The sequence below is a fragment of the Pseudomonas sp. WAC2 genome (genome assembly GCF_030403525.1).
GTDB classification, from domain to species: Bacteria; Pseudomonadota; Gammaproteobacteria; order Pseudomonadales; family Pseudomonadaceae; genus Chryseomonas; species Chryseomonas luteola.
The window spans coordinates 206541-224432 of sequence record NZ_JAUEPD010000002.1; the positions used below are offsets into that span (position 1 = coordinate 206541).

Here is a 17892-nt window from a genome sequence, read left to right on the forward strand (position 1 = left end):
CAAGCTCCTTGGTATCAGTTGTTGCCTGCCTCCGGCTGATTGAGCGGCAAGCGCAGGGTAAAGCAGGTGCCTTCACCAGGTCTGGAATGGACCTCCATTTGACCCTTGTGGTTGTTGGTAATGATGAAATAAGACACGGACAAACCCAGTCCGGTCCCTTGTCCCACTTCCTTGGTGGTAAAGAAGGGTTCGAAGATCCGCTTGCAAATTGATTCCGGAATCCCGATCCCATTGTCCTCAACCTGAATTTCTGCCCAATCTCCTCGGCGGTATGTACGCAGCACCACACGGCCCGTTTCGCCTTCTTCTTCATCATCCCGTTGATGAATGGCCTGGGCCGCGTTCTTCAACAGATTGAGGAGAACCTGCTCAAGTTCATTGGCAATAACCGGTACGGGGCCCAGATCCGGATCAAATTCACACTGGATATTGAGTGCGCGGAAGTCGAAACCTTCTGCCAGGTCAAAATCATTGCCAGCAATTTCGATGGCTTGGTCGATCAGGGAGGGCAGGTCGCAGGCGACCATCTTGCGGTTGCTTCGACGACTGAAAGCCAGCATGTGACTGACGATTTTGGCGGCACGGCTTCCTGCCTGATGAATCCCATCAAGAAGACGGGGGATTTCCCGTCCCTCCAGGTAGCAGTTCACATCCTCCAGTCCCACGCCGCACTCTGCTGCCTGATCGATATTCTTGGGAAGCTCTGGCGAAAGTCGGCGGCGGATATTCTGGACGTTATGCAGGATGGCACCGAGCGGATTATTGATTTCATGCGCCATGCCCGCAGCCAAGCCACCGACCGAGAGCATTTTTTCGGACTGCACCATCAGCTCTTCCATGTTCAGGCGCTGGGTGATGTCATCGATTCGGATGACGACTCCGCGTCCGGCACCGCCCATGAGTGGATAAAATGTCAGCGTGTAATGTCGGGGAGCGTCAATCAGCGCCCAGGTGACACGCTCTACTTTTTCCACACGCATATGTTCGGCAGCGCGACTTAGCTGGGGAAGAAACGGTTTGATTGAGGGGAAGGCCAGAAAAATAGGTTGATTCAACGCTTCATCCAGATTGGTGCCTGAGAGGTTGGTTGCCTCCTGGTTCCACTGCGTCACATAGAATTGTTCATCGACAGCAATCAGTGCCGATGGCATCGAGTCGATGATGCTGTTGAGGTAATTTTGAAAGCCGGTGAGCTTTTTCTCGATCTTGCCCCGTACCTGAACTTCCAGTTCGAGCTTCCGGTTCGAGCGACGTGTTTCTTCGGCCAAGGTTTGAGCCTGAAGCACTGCGGACTGGGCGTCATCACGGGCGCGTTTGAGCTGTTGCTCGCGGCCCTCGATGCGGGTCAGCATCGTATTGAAAGCATCTGCCAGCCGACCTATTTCGTCGTCGCTACCCTTGCCAGCGCGTAGCGAGTAGTTTTCCTCGCGGGTAACCTGGCGAGACAGCTCTTCCAGCTGAAGGATCGGGCGAGTGATCAGCAGACGAATCTGTCTGGCCACAACAAACCAGAGCAGGAGACTGAACACCAGAATGGCAATACTGGCGGTCAGCGTTCCGGTATAGAAGGCTCCGGGTAACTCGCTGCTGGCGACCAGCAGCAAATGGCCGGAGCGGCCATCTTCTTGAGGAAGCTCGATCAGCACATTCGTACGAAACTCACGCAAGCGCCAGTTTTCAAGACTTGTGTAATGCGTAGGTAGCTTTAACAACGTGCCATTTTGTATTTCGGCAAGTAGATGTCCGTCCTGGTTGTAGATGGCGGCCAGGCGGAGCGGGCTGTAATTGTCGAGTCGATGCAGAAGCGCTTCAGCCCGCTCCTTGGAGCTCAGCGCCTCTTGGCTCAGCGTGGGGATTGCCAGCAGCCTGCCAACCGTTTGCAACGCCTGGGGCGTCATGTTTTCCTGGGAAATCCAGTAGGCTGCAGAGATGAAGGTAATGTTAGCTACCAACAACACAGCGCTTAACAGTACAAGAAGCGCAGCCAACAACTTCTGGCCAACCGGAAGATTTCTGAGTCGCTCGCGCAGAATCATGGCTTACATCGCTGCAATAAGATCGGAAAGGGTAGCCTGCGCTTAGTCTACCGGCAATCCATGGGTCTCCAGATGATCGATCAAGTGCCGATGGAGTTGCTCAAGGGCGCCCAGCTTGAGTCCATGGCGCTGGGCCTCTTGCAGTGCATGGCCAAGCAAAAAACTGATTTCCGTACGACGCCCATGGGTAACGTCCTGAAGCATTGATGAGGTGTTGTCGGCAGTCGCATCAATTACAGCCAGCACCGCTTCCTGAAGGCCAGGGGCAAGGTTTCCGTGCCCGACTGCCTCCAATAACGCGCCCAGTTCAAGGGTGAGGGCTTTGATCTCGCCAGCGTAGGCGTTGAGCTCACCATTACGGCATTTATGGAGCACCGTTAAGGGGTTGATGGCACAGTTGATGGCAAGCTTGCGCCAGAGTTGCCCCATGATTTCTGTTGACCACTGGACCGGTATGCCCGCCTCGTTGAGCTCATCCAGCCACTCCGGCACATGATCGGGATGGGCCGGATCACCCAGCCAAGTGTGGCCTTTCCCAGCCTGGACGATGCTGAAATCGGACTCACGGAAGGCGCCTTCCGTGCTGCTTGCAAGTATGCAGCGAGCCCGCGGTATGCGCGCGACTACGCGTTCCTGGCTGCCAATGCCGTTCTGCAGCAGAACCACTTCAGCGCCAGGAACGAGGCGGGATGCCACGGCTGCGACGGCGTCCTCCGCATCGTAAGCCTTGCAGGCCACCAGCAGGCGTCGGATGGGGGAGGTCTCTTGAGGTGTTTCAGCAGGCAATGGGTAAAGGCTGTCCTGCTTACCCTCACGTAAGGAGAGTCCACCGGCTGACCGGTATTGGGCCAGGCGCAAGCGGTCTTTGAAGATCAGGCGTACCGGGATGCCTGCGCGAAACAAGCGCGCTGCCCACAACCCCCCCAGACTTCCCGCTCCCAGAATGTGCCAGCTCATGACGCTATACCTCGTTAGCAAAAATAGAAGGAACCCATGTTTCACGTCCGGGCAGGATGGAATTCCGGGTAATCGACCACAGTCGTTATAATGGCTGCCCCTTTTTGATCGTCAAGCCAGTCGCATCAAGTCAAGCGACTGGCCTACATGGAGATATGACATGCCTTCTTTTGATGTAGTGTCCGAACTGGATAAACATGAAGTGACCAATGCGGTTGAAAATGCCATGAAGGAACTGGATCGCCGCTATGACCTACGCGGAAAGGGCTCCTTTGAGTTCAAAGAGCTTACCGTCACGCTAACGGCGGAAGCGGATTTTCAACTTGAGCAGATGCTGGAGATCCTGAAAATGAATTTAGCCAAGCGCAAGATCGATGTGCAGTGTCTGGAAGTTAAGGATGCTTATGCCTCTGGCAAAAGTGTCAAGCAGGAAGTTGTACTGCGTGAAGGCATCGATAAGGAGCTTGCCAAGAAAATCGTTGCCACCATCAAGGACAGCAAGATCAAGGTTCAGGCCGCAATCCAGGGTGAGCAGGTCCGCGTGACTGGCAAGAAGCGCGATGAGCTTCAGGAAACCATTGCCATGTTGCGCGGCCAGGAATTAGGCATGCCGCTGCAGTTCAATAATTTCCGTGATTAGCCCTTCTGCATGACTTGGCGTCCCGCGTGACGGGAACCTTCTTAGTACCGGTACGTCGCACTTAGCGTGACCAACTGCTATAGGCCGGTCATCTTCCATTGATTTAAGGAGAATCCAACGATGGATCTAAGTGTGCAGTTCGACCGACTTCTTGCTGCTTCTGAAGCCTGGCTGCCGGTCATACTGCAGTACATAGGGCAACTGCTACTGGCTCTGATTACCCTAGCTATTGGCTGGTGGGTTATTAATAAAGTAACAGACAACATGTCCCGCCTATTAAGGGCTCGTCGCGTTGATGCCGAGCTGCTCGGTTTCGTAGGCAGCTTGGCCAATATTGTTCTCAAAGTACTGCTCGCCGTCAGTGTGGCTTCCATGATTGGCATTGCCACGACCTCCTTTGTGGCCGTGATTGGTGCTGCAGGTCTGGCTGTCGGGCTCGCGTTGCAAGGCAGCTTGGCAAATTTTGCAGGTGGTGTGCTGATCTTGATGTTCCGCCCTTACCGCGTGGGCGAATTCATTGAGGCCCAGGGTGTAATGGGAACGGTTGATTCTGTGCAGATCTTTCATACGATCCTGTTAACGGGGGACAACAAGACAGTTACGATCCCGAACGGAACACTTTCTAATGGCATCATCACTAACTACTCACGCCAGGCCAAGCGTAAGGTGATTTTTGATGTGGGCGTGGACTATGAGGCAGATCTGCAAAAAGGGCGGGAGGTTCTGCTCAAGCTAGCTGAAGATGCACGTGTCCACCGTGATCCAGCACCAGAGGTGGTTGTTTCTGCCTTGGGTGATAGTGCAATTACACTGTCTCTGCGCTTCTGGACTAACAGTGGGGATTACTGGCCGTTGATGTTCATGCTGAACGAACAGGTCCGGGATCGACTTGGCGAAGTTGGTATCGGAATTCCTTTTCCCCAGCGTGTTCTGCATATGGTTTCAGAGAAAAAAGAGGCTGCCTAAGCGAAGCCCGCCTACTGGCGGGCTTTTTATTACGGCGGAGAAATGCTTGGCTCGCCTGTGCTTGTTTGCCGACTGGACTGGCTTCGCTGCTTTAGCCAGAGCACTGCAATCAGAATCAGTGTTGGAATTCCTAATAGGGATGTGATCATGAAGAATGAAACATACCCCACATGCTCAACCATGCTTCCAGAGTATCCGCCTAGCAGGCGTGGCAACAAGAGCATAAGCGAGCTTAGAAGCGCATATTGAGTTGCAGAGAAGCGAAGGTTAGTCAGGCTCGACAGATAGGCAATAAAGGCGGAGGACGCTAACCCAGCACTGAAATTATCGCAACAGATTGCAATCACTAGCAGCATGGTGTTAGCGCCTGTTGTAGCAATCAGGGCAAACAGCAAATTGGTCAACGCTGAAGCAAGACCGCCCAGGAAAAGAATCGGAAGAATACTTATCCGCGCTGTTAATACGCCACCCGCCGCTGCGCCAAGCAGGGTCATGACCACCCCAAATACCTTGCTGACGGTGGCAATAGTCTCTTTGCTATATCCCACATCAATATAAAATACACCCGCCATCACCCCCATAACGGTATCGGATAGGCGATAGGTCGAAATTAGACCCAGCAGCATTAGGGCCTGCCATCGATAGCGCTGTATGAACTCGCTGACCGGTGTCAGAACAGGTCCCATAAGCTTGCGTCCCGAACTGGATAAGCAAAGCGCTGCGATAAGAAGGTACATAAGGCCGCGAGGCCAATAGCCTCCAAAAAAGGACTTGCAGCCCCCCGTTACGGCAATACATAACACGATCAATACGATGACCGAGACTGCTTGGTGTGCAAAGTCAAAGCGTGGCACTTCGTCTGCATTACAGGCGGTCTGGTGCAGATCCATTGGTTGACGGACTTTTTCAAGTAAATCCTTGATGGGCTCATAGATCCGACGACCCCAAGGAGATATGCAACCAATAATAAACAGGGCATAGAGCAGTGCGCGTGGCCAGGCAAAATCAATAATGGCGTTGATCATGGCCGGAATGGAAACCAGCATTACCAACACAAGGGTCACAGACAGTAACTGGTGATTAAAGCCGAATCGAGAATCAGCGAGGCCCATGGGAGCGGCCAGCGGGGGTTCTCGAATCAGGAGGCTGGTAAGCAGCCCAGGCAATACCAGTAAGGCAAACAGCATATAAGTAGTCGCCCAGGCGGACTGACTGTAATTCAGGACACTTGAGCCTAATATTTCAGCCAGGAACAAGGCGCCAGCACTTGCCAGGAGCGAGGCTATTCGGTAGCCCGTCATATAACAGGCGGCCAGCGCAGCCTGATGCGAATCTTCGGCAATCTCCAGCCGATAGGCGTCTACAGCGATATCTTGCGTAGCCGAAGCGAACGCTACCATTACTGCCAATGCAATCATGGCGCTCAAGTCATATTGAGGATTACATAAGGCCATGCCCAGTAGTCCGACCCCCACCAATACCTGTGATAGCACAAGCCAGGAGCGTCGACGGCCCAGACTGCCAATGACCGGCAGGCGCCACTGATCGAGCATGGGCGACCATACCCATTTGAAGGCGTAGGCAAGACCAATCCAACTGGCATACCCGATGGTTTCACGCGAGACGCCAGCCTCCCTCAACCAGACGGACAGGGTTGAGAAAACCAGCATCGTCGGAAGGCCTGCGGCAAACCCCATTAGCAGCAAGGCCAGACAGGCAGGGGACTTGTACGTGGCGAGGGCTTCTCGCCAGAAGTTTCTGATCATGCGAACCGGTATTTACAAAAACACACACTCTACTCGCAAGCCTGAAGTGGATTCCACCTGTGCCGACGCATGTCCACCCGATCATTGTGAAAAATGATGCCTTCAGCCCGTAATCGTTGTCGTTGCTCGATACCCGAAAGGGAATCGGACGGTAAGCTGATTCGGCCATCTGCCCCGATCACTCGATGCCAGGGAAGAGTAGTCCCTTCCGGCAGATGGGAAAGTGTGCGTCCTACCCATCGAGCCGCACGGCCCAAGCCAGCCAGCTCAGCTAATTGACCGTAGCTGACAACCTTTCCAGGCGGTATTTCTGCCATGACGCCGAAAAGCGCTGCCTGGCGAATCTCAGGTGTATCTGAATGCTGGAAAAAGGCGTGGGTCATGGGGCTGAACTCGACGTATTTCAAAAAACAAGCAAAGAAATGCTGGGGTAGTGGAATTTGTTAATGAAAATCAGTCATATGCGCTTGGCGTGAAAAGATTGCTCAACTTCACCCACTTTCATTTCTGCTTTCTTAACAAGAGCCAAACAAGCGCAACCGGCTCCTATCTTTACAATGGCGTCCTTTATGTTGTCACGAACTCTCTTTTGCCTTGCCGCTTTTTCAGCCCTTTCCAGTACCGCTTTTGCGGACACGGTATGGCTGAAAAATGGTGACCGCTTGACCGGGACGATCAAGCTTTTAGACAGCAAGAAGCTATTGTTGCAGACCGATTACGGTGGCTCCATTCCCTTGTCCTGGGACAAGGTGGCTACGCTGCAGCGCGATCAGCCCGTGCTGGTGCAGCGTGGTGAATATGAGGAGGATGTCGAGGTCAAGAGCCTCAAGCCTGCCGGCCAGGGTCAGGTCATTGTCGAAACGGAGCAACAGGGAGCTCAGACTGTAGCGCTTGCCAGCATCAGTCAGATCGTGCCTCCTAGGCCGTTACTGCGTGATTTTACTTGGAAGGGCAATATCGACGCGGCGCTGGATTACAAGCGTGCCGACAGCGATACCGACGACTACGACATCGACTTTAAAACTCAGGCTCGCCATGACATGTGGCGGCACAATGCTGAGGGAAGCTATAACCGCGAAACGGAAGATGGCGTGGTGTCAACAGATAACTGGGCGCTTCAGTACGCGCTTGATCGCTTCTTCAATGAAAAGTTTTTCTGGCAAGGGCGTTTGTCTTATGATCGAGACAAGATCGAAGATATCTCTCGTCAACGTAATCTTGGTACTGGCCCCGGTTACCAGTTCTGGGACAACGAGCTTGGCTCCTTCTCTCTGACAGCCTTACTTGATCGCGCCGATTATCAATACCGCGACGGAGACAAGGACAACTTTTACTCAATATCCATGAAGTGGGATTATAACCGCTACGTATATGGACAGACGGTTCAGCTCTTTACCACCGGCGAGGTGGGAAGACCCTTGGATAACACCGCCAGCTTCAGCCTGGATACCGATGTAGGTCTGCGTTACAAGGTTACTAACTGGGCTTCGCTTAATCTAAAAGCGTCCAAGCAGTTAGTGAGCGGGGCAAAAGGTAATCTTAACGAGACCGAATACACTGCTGGTGTAGGGGTGACCTGGTAATTTTGCTGTTCGTAAAGGCGCCACTAAGGCGCCTTTTTTATACGCGCCGTATTTGTTTTACCCCTAATAGCACTCGCTTAGCATACATGGGGCCCCGCTCCCGCTAAGTTCAGGACGTACTAGACATATTTGCTCAAACGGTAAGGGTTGAATTACGTCTTTGCCATCGCCACCTTTGAGTTTCGATCTGTTTGGCCCTGGAGGCCCCAAAGGACACTGCGATGCGCAAATTCCTGTTTCTGTTTTTACTGTTTCCCCTGTTGGAACTGGCAGTCATGATCAAGATTGGCAGTTCCATTGGAGTCGGCTGGACGTTGATCCTCCTGGTCCTGAGCACTCTCATTGGTATTGGCATGCTTCGGGTGGCCGGCTTCACGACGCTTTGGCGGGCTCGTATACGTATTGCCATGGGTGAAGTGCCTGAGAAAGAGATCATGCAGGGACTGACGATGGCCGTCAGCGGCTCCTTGTTTGTCTTGCCCGGCTTTATCAGTGATGTGCTGGCGCTGCTGGTGCTGTTACCTATTACACGCAAGGTGCTGATAGGGTCTGTAATGGCGCGGATCAATGTGCGCGGAGGCGGGCAGACTTATCAGCACAGACCGGGTGATTTTCATCAGAATCATCAGCGCCCCGAGGCCCCTCGCGTGATCGAAGGTGAGTACGAACGGCGAGATGATAAGAAGCCGTTTAATCACTGAATTAGAAAATTTTTTTGCTCTGCCCCTTGAAATGATTTTCTACAACCTCATGTAGCGGACACCGTAAGGTTCTTGCCATTGGCAGGCTGAATTCGCACCTTGCATTGCAGGGTGCACCCGGCGAAGCCGGTTAAAACAAAACAGCCGGTGGTCTTCACCGGTAATTGGAAACGCTTACATATTAGGAGATACGACTATGAAGCTTCGTCCTCTGCATGATCGCGTCGTGATCCGTCGCAGCGAAGAAGAAACCAAGACTGCTGGCGGCATCGTGCTGCCGGGCTCGGCTGCCGAAAAGCCGAATCGTGGTGAAGTCGTTGCGGTAGGAACCGGTCGCGTTCTGGATAACGGCGAAGTTCGCGCTCCAGCTGTAAAGGTTGGCGACAAAGTAGTATTTGGCCCCTATTCCGGCAGTAACACCATTAAGGTTGATGGCGAAGAGCTGCTGATCATGGCTGAGTCCGAGATCTTGGCTGTAATGGAAGGCTAATTGCCGATCCCTGTTTCCACCGAATTCGTTTAGAGGAAAAAGAACATGGCTGCTAAAGAAGTCAAATTCGGCGACTCCGCCCGTAAGAAAATGCTGGTTGGTGTAAACGTTCTGGCTGACGCTGTAAAAGCAACGCTAGGCCCGAAAGGTCGTAATGTCGTTCTGGACAAGAGCTTTGGTGCTCCGACCATCACCAAGGATGGCGTTTCCGTTGCCAAAGAAATCGAGCTGAAAGACAAGTTCGAAAACATGGGTGCTCAGCTGGTCAAGGACGTTGCGTCCAAGGCTAACGATGCAGCCGGTGACGGTACTACCACTGCTACCGTTCTGGCTCAGTCCATCGTGAACGAAGGCCTGAAGGCTGTTGCTGCTGGCATGAACCCAATGGATCTGAAGCGCGGCATCGACAAGGCAACCATCGCCATCGTTGCTCAGCTTAAGGAACTGTCCAAGCCTTGCGCCGATTTCCGTGCCATCGCTCAGGTAGGTACCATTTCCGCCAACTCCGACGAATCCATCGGCAGCATCATTGCTGAAGCCATGGAAAAAGTAGGCAAGGAAGGTGTGATCACTGTTGAAGAAGGTTCCGGCCTGGAAAACGAACTGTCTGTCGTAGAAGGCATGCAGTTTGACCGTGGCTACCTGTCTCCTTACTTCATCAACAAGCCGGACACCATGTCCGCCGAGCTGGACAACCCGCTGCTGCTGTTGGTTGACAAGAAGATCTCCAACATTCGCGAAATGCTGCCGGTGCTGGAGTCTGTTGCCAAGGCTGGCCGTCCGCTGCTGATCGTTGCTGAAGACGTTGAAGGCGAAGCGCTGGCTACTCTGGTCGTCAACAACATGCGTGGCATCGTCAAGGTTGCTGCTGTTAAGGCGCCTGGCTTCGGTGATCGCCGCAAGGCCATGCTGCAGGATATCGCTATCCTGACTGGCGGCACTGTGATCTCTGAAGAAGTAGGCCTGAGCCTGGAAAGCACCACTCTGGAGCACCTGGGTCAAGCCAAGCGCGTTGTTATCAACAAGGAAAACACCACTGTTATTGACGGTGCTGGCGTTCAGGTTGATATCGAAGCTCGCGTTAAGCAGATCCGTGCTCAGATCGAAGAGACTTCTTCCGATTACGACCGCGAAAAACTGCAAGAGCGTCTGGCCAAGCTGGCCGGCGGTGTTGCTGTGATCAAGGTAGGTGCGGCAACTGAAGTTGAAATGAAAGAGAAGAAGGCTCGCGTTGAAGACGCCCTGCACGCAACTCGTGCAGCCGTTGAAGAAGGCGTGGTGCCTGGCGGTGGCGTAGCCCTGGTTCGTTCCCTGCAGGCCATCGAAGGTCTGAAAGGCGACAACGAAGATCAGAACGTAGGTATCGCTCTGCTGCGTCGTGCTGTTGAAGCACCTCTGCGCCAGATCGTTGCCAACGCGGGTGGCGAGCCAAGCGTCGTAGTTGACAAGGTCAAGGCCGGTGAAGGCAACTACGGCTTTAACGCTGCGACTGGCGAATACGGCGATATGATCGAGATGGGTATTCTTGACCCGGCTAAAGTGACTCGTAGCGCCCTGCAGGCTGCTGCCTCCATTGGCGGTCTGATGGTAACTACCGAAGCCATGGTTGCTGATATCCCAGAAGACAAGGCTGCTCCGGCAATGCCTGACATGGGCGGCATGGGCGGTATGGGCGGCATGATGTAAGCCACCCAGCTACCTAGCTAAAAAAGCCCGGCCTAATGGTCGGGCTTTTTTATGGGCAATACTTAAAGCGCAGACGGGGCGGGAGCAGTCTTTTCTAGTGAGGAGGCCGGGCGGTAAAGCATCAATCGGTAAAAAGCCAGGCACACCAGCCAATCAAAAAGTGCCGTCCATATGTTATGGGAAAGAAAGTGGGCCCCTTGCATCATCCGTCCGATGGAAAAGATGCAGCCCAGCGCGAAGGCTGCAGCCAGCGCGCCGCGTGCCAGCCGTGCACGGCGATCGCGCAAAAAGAAATAGAATGCAAACAAGGTAAAACCACTGGAAGCATGGCCGCCGGGCCAGCACAGATTGTTCTTGTTGGTCGCAGGGCGCTCTGACAATAACGGGGAGTAAACCTGGTCACCTCCATACTGAACCAGACTCCAGGGGCAGGGGACGTCGGTCAGCTTTTTTAGTGGCATGACAAGCGCTGTACACGTACCCATTGCAAGCACCAAGTATCCTAACGACTTGCGCCAGGGTTTTAGAGGTGTCCAGAAAAAGCTCAGGATCGAACCTACAATGGCAATAATACCGATCAGGATAACCAGCTGTTTGGCCCGATCATGCAGAATATCCTCAAGAAAGGCACTGTGTCGCCCAATAAACCCTGTGCCTGGATCATAGAATGCATCGGCCAGTGCAAAGTCGAGGCGTGTGGGCTCAACACTCAATAAAAGAATCATTACTGCCAAAGGCAGACCCAGAGCCCAGAAAAAGTTGAGCGGGCGAGAGTAAGCAGAAGCGTTCATGGGTATCCTAGAAGGAGAGAGGCAATTGTTTACAGGGAAGGCAGTTTCTATCCGAGCAGATGAAACAGGGTGCTCCTGTACAGTGCGCTGTGCCTTGTCATGCCCAGGTGAATGGGTAGTGAAAAAAATGTTAAACAGGCCTGCTGCAACCGCGCGAGGCTATGAGGTGAGTTCATGCGTATTCTGGTGGTTGAAGATAACCGCGATATCTTGAGTAATCTGATGGATTACTTGAGTCTCAAGGGATATACAGTCGACTGTGCCCAGGATGGGCTCTCAGGTCTGCACTTGGCAGCAACCGAACATTATGATCTGTTAATTCTCGATATCATGTTGCCGGGAATCGACGGGTACACGTTGTGCCAGCGCTTGCGTGAGGATGCCCGGCGCGATACTCCGGTCATCATGCTGACGGCGCGAGATCAGCTGGATGACCGCCTCAAGGGGTTTCGCTCTGGCGCAGACGATTACCTGATCAAGCCTTTCGCCTTGTCGGAGCTGGCTGCCCGGATCGAAGCGGTAATGCGCAGGACGCGTGGAGGAGGCAGGCGGCAGCTCCAGGTGGCTGATCTTGTCTATGATCTCGACACGCTGGAAGTTAGCCGTGGGGGTAAATCGCTCAAGCTAAATCCCATCGGTCTCAAGCTGCTTGCGGCGCTCATGCAAAAAAGTCCGCATGTGATTCGGCGAGAAGTCTTGGAAGAGACGCTTTGGGGGGATGATTGCCCTGACAGCGATAGTCTGCGCAGTCATATTCACCAGCTCCGCCAAGTTATAGACAAGCCCTTTGAAACGTCCTTGCTCCATACGGTACATGGTGTGGGCTACCGCCTGACGAACGATAGCAATGGAGTATAAGCAGAGCCTTTTACGCCGGATCATCATTGCGTTTGTGCTGATGACCGTAGTGGTGGGCGGCCTGTTTTCCTTTGGTATTGTCGAGGTCGTACATCTTGTTGAAGAACAGCTGATCTCCGAGGACATGAGTAATGAGCTGAATCGCATGTTGCGACGAGATATGCGAAACGGTGGTCAGCCGGTGCTGGATCCTGGCATGAAGCTCTACTACGCGCCGGAAAATGAACCGCAGTCATTACCGCCGGATCTGGTGGGGCTCAAGCAGGGCTTCAGTGAGGTCAAGGAGGGTGGGCGGTACTACTATGCCTGGGTTCGGTTCCAAGATGGGCGGCACTACATCCTTTTGCAGGATCAAAGTGATTTTGAGCGACGGGAAAAGGCTCTTTACCGGGTCGTGCTCAAGGGGTTTCTGCTCAGTGTGGCGTTGTCAGGCCTTCTCGGCTGGTTGCTAGCGCGCCGAGTCATTGCTCCGGTCAGTCGTCTGGCTCGTCAGGTTCGGCATCGTGACCAGATGCTGTTGATGGCTCCCCCGTTGGCCCCGGATTATGCCAATGATGAAGTAGGGGAACTGGCAGCGGCGTTTGACGATGCATTAGGTCAGTTGCGTGATGCGCTTACCCGGGAGCAGTTGTTCACCAGTGATGTGAGCCATGAGTTGCGAACACCACTGATGGTGATTGCCACATCATGTGAGTTGCTGGCTGAGGATCCAGGCCTGGGTCCCAGAGGCAAGGCACAGCTGCAGCGAATGGTGAGCGCTACCGAAGAAATGCGGGATCTGGTGCAAACCTTTCTCCAGTTGGCCAGAGCACAGCGCGACGGGGCGGTCATTGCGCCTCGCAGTTCGCTCAGAACGATTGCCGATGAGCTGGCGCTGCAGTGGCAGGGAGCAATCGAGGCCAAGGGGCTAACCTTGAGGTATGAACCAGGGGCTTATGAACATCAGCAGACCTACAACGCCCCGTTCCTGCGATCTGTCATGAGTAATCTGCTGCGTAACGCACTTCATTACACGGATGCGGGTGAGATTCGCCTGACGTTGGAGGAGGCTGCTTTTACGGTGGAAGACACGGGCAGCGGCATTCCTGAAGCTCAACATGATGAGGTCTTCAAGCCCTTTGTACGAGGTAGCGCAAGACGTGGTGAGGGATTAGGGCTTGGCCTCTCACTGGTCCATCGTATCTGCCAGTTGCAGGGATGGAAGGTTGCATTGACCAATCGTCAGCCAAACGGCTGCTGTTTCCGGGTTGAGTTAGCATTGCCAGAAAGCGGCAAAAACGATTGACGTAATTTTCACATCACCTTGACCCTGATTTAACGGCGCGCTCCATAAGGTGGCTTCATCTAAATTATGGAGTGCGCCATGAAACCCACGATTGAGCTTCCCTTCTCCGAGAAGTATGACCGCGCGCATGCCGAGCAGTACTTCAAGAAACACCAGGATGGCATGGCTCGCCGCTTGTCTCATTGGCGAGATGAGCAACTTGCCCGCCGCGCCTTGAGGTTGGCGGGACAGCCCAATTTAGTCCTGGATCTGCCAAGCGGCGCCGGTCGTTTCTGGCCGCTGCTCGCGGAAAAACAGAATCGGATCATTATTGGCGCTGATAACTCGGCGGATATGTTGGCCGTGGCATGTGCCTCCCAGCCCAAAGAAGTAGTTCAGCGTGTGCGTACTTTGCAAACATCCGCTTTTGCTATCGATCTTCCTGATAACGCAGTGGACAGCATTTTCTGCATGCGCCTGGTGCATCACATTGCTGATAGCGAAGACCGCTTGGAAATGTTCAAGGAATTCAATCGTGTAACACGCGATACAGTCATTCTGTCATTATGGGTGGACGGTAATTTCAAGGCATGGCGCCGCAAGCAGCTAGAAGCCAAGCGGCAGCTCCGCAACAAAAGTACGGGTTATCAAAATCGCATTGTTCTAAATGCCGAGCAGGTCGAGCACGAATTCGTACAGGCTGGTTTTAAAGTCGAAAAGCATCTTGATTTCTTGCCGCATTACTCAATGTGGCGTGTTTATGTTTTAAGAAAGGTTTGATTATGTCCGATATGTCTTTCCCACAGGGTACAACGTTGTCCAAGGGTACAGAGCGTTCCTTTGAAAACTGGTGGGGCATGTCGGGGGAGTGGGTCGAGGCGCCTAATGAGCGGCGGGGTGGAGAAAGCGGCGTCCAACGTATCCAGATCAATGACGGTACTATTGCCTATGCCAAGCGTCAGATAGGGCATATCTATCGGAGTCTGCGTCATCCGTTTGGGCGGCCAACGGCCCTGCGTGAGCGAGATGCCTTGACTTCTATCGCCGCGCTGGGCGTGGGCGTACCGGAGCTCTTGTTTTGCGAGGCTCGACGGGATGAGCAAGGCTGGCGTGCGCTGCTGGTAAGTGCCGAACTCGATGGGTATGTATCGCTGGAAGACTGGTACGCCAGCGGTGCCCAGACGCGGTATGACCAGGCGACCCGCAATATATTCCTGAAACAACTCGGCGCTATGCTGGCCCGGCTGCATAAGGCGCGCTGGCAGCATGGCTGCCTGTATGACAAGCATGTGTTCTTGCGCGTTCGTGAAACACTAGGCGAGGTTGAGTTCGATGTTGCATTACTGGATCTCGAAAAATGCCGCCGTCGTTTCTCAGCGCGTCGTGCCGCTCGGCGGGATCTTCTGCAACTTAAGCGCCATTCGTCGCTCAGTCATGCGGACTGGCAGGCCTTGGTCTACGGTTACCAAGCAGTATTTGGCAGGGTCATCAAAGGGTTGCAGCCATGAACTTAACAATCACAAGAACTTTGCTTTTAGTGGGTGCCCTCGGCGTTACAACAGTGGCGTTTTCGGCTTGGCATGAGCCGGGTGCAACGGTAGTCCAAGGGCATGAAGGAATCTCCTATTGCCAGACTCCGGCCAACGCACGAATGGTTAAAGCGGTTCCGTCCGATGAAAACCTCATGCTGTTCTTGTATGGGATGACCCAGCGCGCGGCAGGCGCTTATTGATATTTAACGCTGCGAAGTACGGGAAAAGGGTTTTTATTCATTCAGAGCTCGGGCATGCTGTGGATGTTTGATTTGATTACCTCGAGCGAAACCTATGGCTGATGGTATTTTTTCCCGGTGCAGCGTTCAAAGCCTTCTGGATACGGACTTTTATAAGCTCACTATGATGCAGGCTGTCCTGCATAACTATCCCAATGCGGAAGTCGAGTGGGCATTTAAATGCCGAAACAATGAAGATCTTCGACCCTACGAGGCCGAGATTCGCGCCGAGATCGAACGGCTTGCCGATATCAGTATCAGTGATGAGCAGTTGGCGTTCCTCGAGCGTATCCCTTTCATCAAGCCCGACTTTATCCGCTTTCTTCGCCTGTTCCGCTTCAATCCGCGCTATGTGCATATTGGTGTTGAGAACGGTGCGTTCAGCCTGCGCCTGCGAGGCCCGTGGCTGCATCTGATCCTTTTTGAAGTGCCGATCCTTGCGTTGATAAGCGAGGTGCGCAACCGCAATCGCTACCCTGAGCAGACCTTGGAGCAAGCCCGTGAGCAGCTCTATCGCAAATTTGATTGGCTGAAGCAGGAAGCCAGTCCGGCCGAGTTGGCCGATTTCAAAATGGCGGACTTCGGGACGCGCAGACGTTTCTCGTTTCCGGTTCAGGAGATGGTGGTCAAGGCGCTGCGAGATGATTTTCCCGGGCGTTTCGTAGGGACCAGCAACGTGCATCTGGCCCTTAGCCTGGGCGTAACCCCCCTGGGTACCATGGCGCATGAGTGGTTCATGGCGCACCAGCAACTAGGGCCAAGACTGATCGACAGTCAGATCGCTGCACTGGACTGCTGGGTGCGTGAATATCGTGGACTTCTGGGTATTGCCCTGACCGACACCGTGACCATGGATGCCTTCCTTCGCGATTTCGATCTGTATTTTGCGAAGCTGTTCGACGGCCTGCGCCACGACTCTGGTGATCCACTGACATGGGCCGAAAAAGCGATCAGGCATTACGAAAGCCTGGGCATCGACCCGATGAACAAGACCTTAGTGTTCTCCGACTCGCTGAACCTGGAAAAGGCGCTGAATCTTTACCGCGCCTTGAAGGGCCGAATCAAGGTGAGCTTTGGTATCGGCACCAACTTCACGTGTGATTTGCCGGGCGTTGCGCCAATGAATATTGTGCTCAAAATGACATCCTGCAATGGTCAGCCCGTCGCCAAGATCTCTGATGTGCCTGGCAAGACCCAAAGTGAAGATCAGGATTTTGTTTATTACCTGAAACACGTTTTTCGGGTTACTTCCTGAGTGAAAGGCTTGATGGGTACGCAGTACCCATCAATGCAACAGCAAATGGTTATCCCACAGGCCGGAAGGCAGTTCGAGTGGCTTCATCACGATCTGTGTCTGTCTGCAGTCATAATGGCGGCAGCGGCCCTGACCTGAAGTCACGACAAACCCGCTTTCCACTGCGCCTACGCCTGCACAATCTGGTAAAGGTGCGTCCAGCCGCAGCATGCCACTGTCCAGGTCCCAGATAAAAAAGCGGTTGCCTCGAGGGGCTGTCAGGGCAACCAGTCTCAATTCGTCATGTACTGCTACGCTTGCCGTGTATTGGACCATGGATTGACGCTGCGTCTCTGCCACCGGAAAGGCTTTAAAAGCTTCTCCGGGACGCTTGATTCCGAGCATGGCGGCTGCGTCGGTGGCTGCGCCCATATATTGCTGACAGGCCAGAATGGTGCCGTCCTTTGCAATGGCCAAGTGGCGAACGCTGTTCATCTGCAGGTCCAACGTCTCCTTGGAAAGGAGCTCACCTGAGCGGCTCATCAAGACTAGGCTGGGTTCCATGGCATCCAGGTTCATTTCTACCCGGCTTTCAGCCTCGGTGCGAATTCCCCCGTTGGCAACAACAAACGTCTCTCCATCCGGCATCCAGGCTACTTCATGGGGGCCCAGACCATGGGTGCTTAGCTCATGAGAGCGAATCAGAGCTCCATCACTGAAGCGATAGGCACTTAGCAGGCCACGGCCAGGGTCCGTCGTGTCGTTCTCGGTAGCGTAGAACCACGTGCCTTCTGCGTGGAAAACCCCGTGCCCATAGAAATGACGATTTGCAGGCGAGTCGAGCGTCTGGACAAGTTTTCCATCGCGCAGGTCGATTACATAGCTCTGCGTACCTGGGCGGCGAGCCACGAAGACAGCAAAGGGCTCGCTGGGGTGCGTGACGATGGCATGGCATCGTTGCGCAACCTCGGTGGCGAAAACAGGCTTACCGGTGAGGCGATAGCCCACAGCAAAGTGACGGCCATCTACATCGTCGCGAGCAGAAAGCAGCAAGGGTTGCTGGGACCCTGATGTAAACGTCCAGCGACCCAGGTGTTTCAGGTTATGGAACAGACTACTCAAGAGAGTGGACATGACAGATACCCAATG

18 protein-coding genes are annotated in these 17892 nt (G+C 53.8%); 12 read left to right on the plus strand and 6 right to left on the minus strand.

Features of this window, described 5'->3' with window-relative positions:
• Positions 1–14 precede the first annotated feature (14 nt).
• Both QWJ10_RS05035 and QWJ10_RS05040 read right to left on the minus strand, forming a co-directional pair.
• A complete protein-coding gene (locus QWJ10_RS05035; protein WP_019366764.1) occupies positions 15–2036 on the minus strand; it encodes a HAMP domain-containing sensor histidine kinase in 2022 nt (673 codons plus the stop codon).
• Positions 2037–2078: 42 nt separating this feature from the next.
• On the minus strand, positions 2079–2993 hold the full coding sequence (locus tag QWJ10_RS05040) for a putative 2-dehydropantoate 2-reductase (RefSeq protein WP_289924620.1): 915 nt from the start codon (positions 2991–2993) through the stop codon (positions 2079–2081).
• Positions 2994–3153: 160 nt separating this feature from the next.
• Here QWJ10_RS05040 and QWJ10_RS05045 point away from each other — a divergent pair, with 160 nt between their 5' ends.
• Together QWJ10_RS05045 and QWJ10_RS05050 are read left to right on the plus strand one after the other, a co-directional pair.
• Positions 3154–3633, plus strand: a complete 480-nt coding sequence (locus QWJ10_RS05045) for a YajQ family cyclic di-GMP-binding protein (protein ID WP_010795300.1) — start codon at positions 3154–3156, stop codon at positions 3631–3633.
• A gap of 120 nt (positions 3634–3753) precedes the next feature.
• On the plus strand, positions 3754–4599 hold the full coding sequence (locus QWJ10_RS05050; RefSeq protein WP_019366761.1) for a mechanosensitive ion channel domain-containing protein: 846 nt from the start codon (positions 3754–3756) through the stop codon (positions 4597–4599).
• A gap of 29 nt (positions 4600–4628) precedes the next feature.
• Here the strand turns inward: QWJ10_RS05050 and QWJ10_RS05055 are convergent, their stop codons facing one another.
• Together QWJ10_RS05055 and QWJ10_RS05060 are read right to left on the minus strand one after the other, a co-directional pair.
• The gene (locus QWJ10_RS05055) at positions 4629–6365 is read right to left on the minus strand and encodes an AmpG family muropeptide MFS transporter (protein WP_289924621.1); all 1737 of its coding nucleotides are present in this window, start codon (positions 6363–6365) and stop codon (positions 4629–4631) included.
• A gap of 29 nt (positions 6366–6394) precedes the next feature.
• A complete protein-coding gene (locus QWJ10_RS05060; protein WP_289924622.1) occupies positions 6395–6748 on the minus strand; it encodes an MGMT family protein in 354 nt (117 codons plus the stop codon).
• A gap of 186 nt (positions 6749–6934) precedes the next feature.
• Here QWJ10_RS05060 and QWJ10_RS05065 point away from each other — a divergent pair, with 186 nt between their 5' ends.
• From QWJ10_RS05065 to groL, 4 genes are all read left to right on the plus strand, one after another.
• Complete coding sequence (locus tag QWJ10_RS05065; RefSeq protein ID WP_019366758.1) at positions 6935–7948, plus strand: DUF481 domain-containing protein; 1014 nt, start codon at positions 6935–6937, stop codon at positions 7946–7948.
• 221 nt (positions 7949–8169) lie between these two features.
• Positions 8170–8649, plus strand: coding sequence for an FxsA family protein (locus tag QWJ10_RS05070; RefSeq protein WP_289924623.1), 480 nt, complete (start codon positions 8170–8172; stop codon positions 8647–8649).
• A gap of 196 nt (positions 8650–8845) precedes the next feature.
• Positions 8846–9139, plus strand: a complete 294-nt coding sequence (locus tag QWJ10_RS05075; protein WP_019366756.1) for a co-chaperone GroES — start codon at positions 8846–8848, stop codon at positions 9137–9139.
• 45 nt (positions 9140–9184) lie between these two features.
• Positions 9185–10825 (plus strand): chaperonin GroEL, encoded by a 1641-nt coding sequence (groL, locus tag QWJ10_RS05080; RefSeq protein WP_010795293.1) that lies wholly within the window; start codon positions 9185–9187, stop codon positions 10823–10825.
• Between the two features lie 62 nt (positions 10826–10887).
• Here groL and QWJ10_RS05085 read toward each other — a convergent pair whose 3' ends face one another.
• A complete protein-coding gene (locus QWJ10_RS05085) occupies positions 10888–11616 on the minus strand; it encodes a phosphatase PAP2 family protein (protein ID WP_289924624.1) in 729 nt (242 codons plus the stop codon).
• Positions 11617–11790: 174 nt separating this feature from the next.
• Here QWJ10_RS05085 and QWJ10_RS05090 point away from each other — a divergent pair, with 174 nt between their 5' ends.
• The 6 genes from QWJ10_RS05090 (at position 11791) to pncB (ending at position 16764) form a co-directional block, all read left to right on the plus strand.
• The gene (locus QWJ10_RS05090; RefSeq protein WP_010795291.1) at positions 11791–12474 is read left to right on the plus strand and encodes a response regulator transcription factor; all 684 of its coding nucleotides are present in this window, start codon (positions 11791–11793) and stop codon (positions 12472–12474) included.
• Positions 12464–13759 (plus strand): HAMP domain-containing sensor histidine kinase, encoded by a 1296-nt coding sequence (locus tag QWJ10_RS05095; RefSeq protein WP_197870965.1) that lies wholly within the window; start codon positions 12464–12466, stop codon positions 13757–13759. Before QWJ10_RS05090 ends, QWJ10_RS05095 begins: the two co-directional genes overlap by 11 nt.
• Positions 13760–13837: 78 nt before the next feature.
• Positions 13838–14518, plus strand: coding sequence for a class I SAM-dependent methyltransferase (locus QWJ10_RS05100; protein WP_019366752.1), 681 nt, complete (start codon positions 13838–13840; stop codon positions 14516–14518).
• Between the two features lie 2 nt (positions 14519–14520).
• Positions 14521–15246, plus strand: coding sequence for a lipopolysaccharide kinase InaA family protein (locus tag QWJ10_RS05105; RefSeq protein WP_289924625.1), 726 nt, complete (start codon positions 14521–14523; stop codon positions 15244–15246).
• On the plus strand, positions 15243–15470 hold the full coding sequence (locus QWJ10_RS05110) for a hypothetical protein (protein ID WP_197870969.1): 228 nt from the start codon (positions 15243–15245) through the stop codon (positions 15468–15470). Before QWJ10_RS05105 ends, QWJ10_RS05110 begins: the two co-directional genes overlap by 4 nt.
• Before the next feature lie 94 nt (positions 15471–15564).
• Positions 15565–16764 carry a nicotinate phosphoribosyltransferase gene (gene pncB / locus QWJ10_RS05115; protein WP_289924626.1) on the plus strand — a complete coding sequence of 400 codons (1200 nt, stop codon included), beginning with the start codon at positions 15565–15567 and terminating at the stop codon, positions 16762–16764.
• Between the two features lie 30 nt (positions 16765–16794).
• On the opposite strand, the gene QWJ10_RS05120 is transcribed toward pncB, so the two are convergent.
• A complete protein-coding gene (locus QWJ10_RS05120) occupies positions 16795–17877 on the minus strand; it encodes a DUF1513 domain-containing protein (RefSeq protein ID WP_125887709.1) in 1083 nt (360 codons plus the stop codon).
• Positions 17878–17892: the final 15 nt, after the last annotated feature.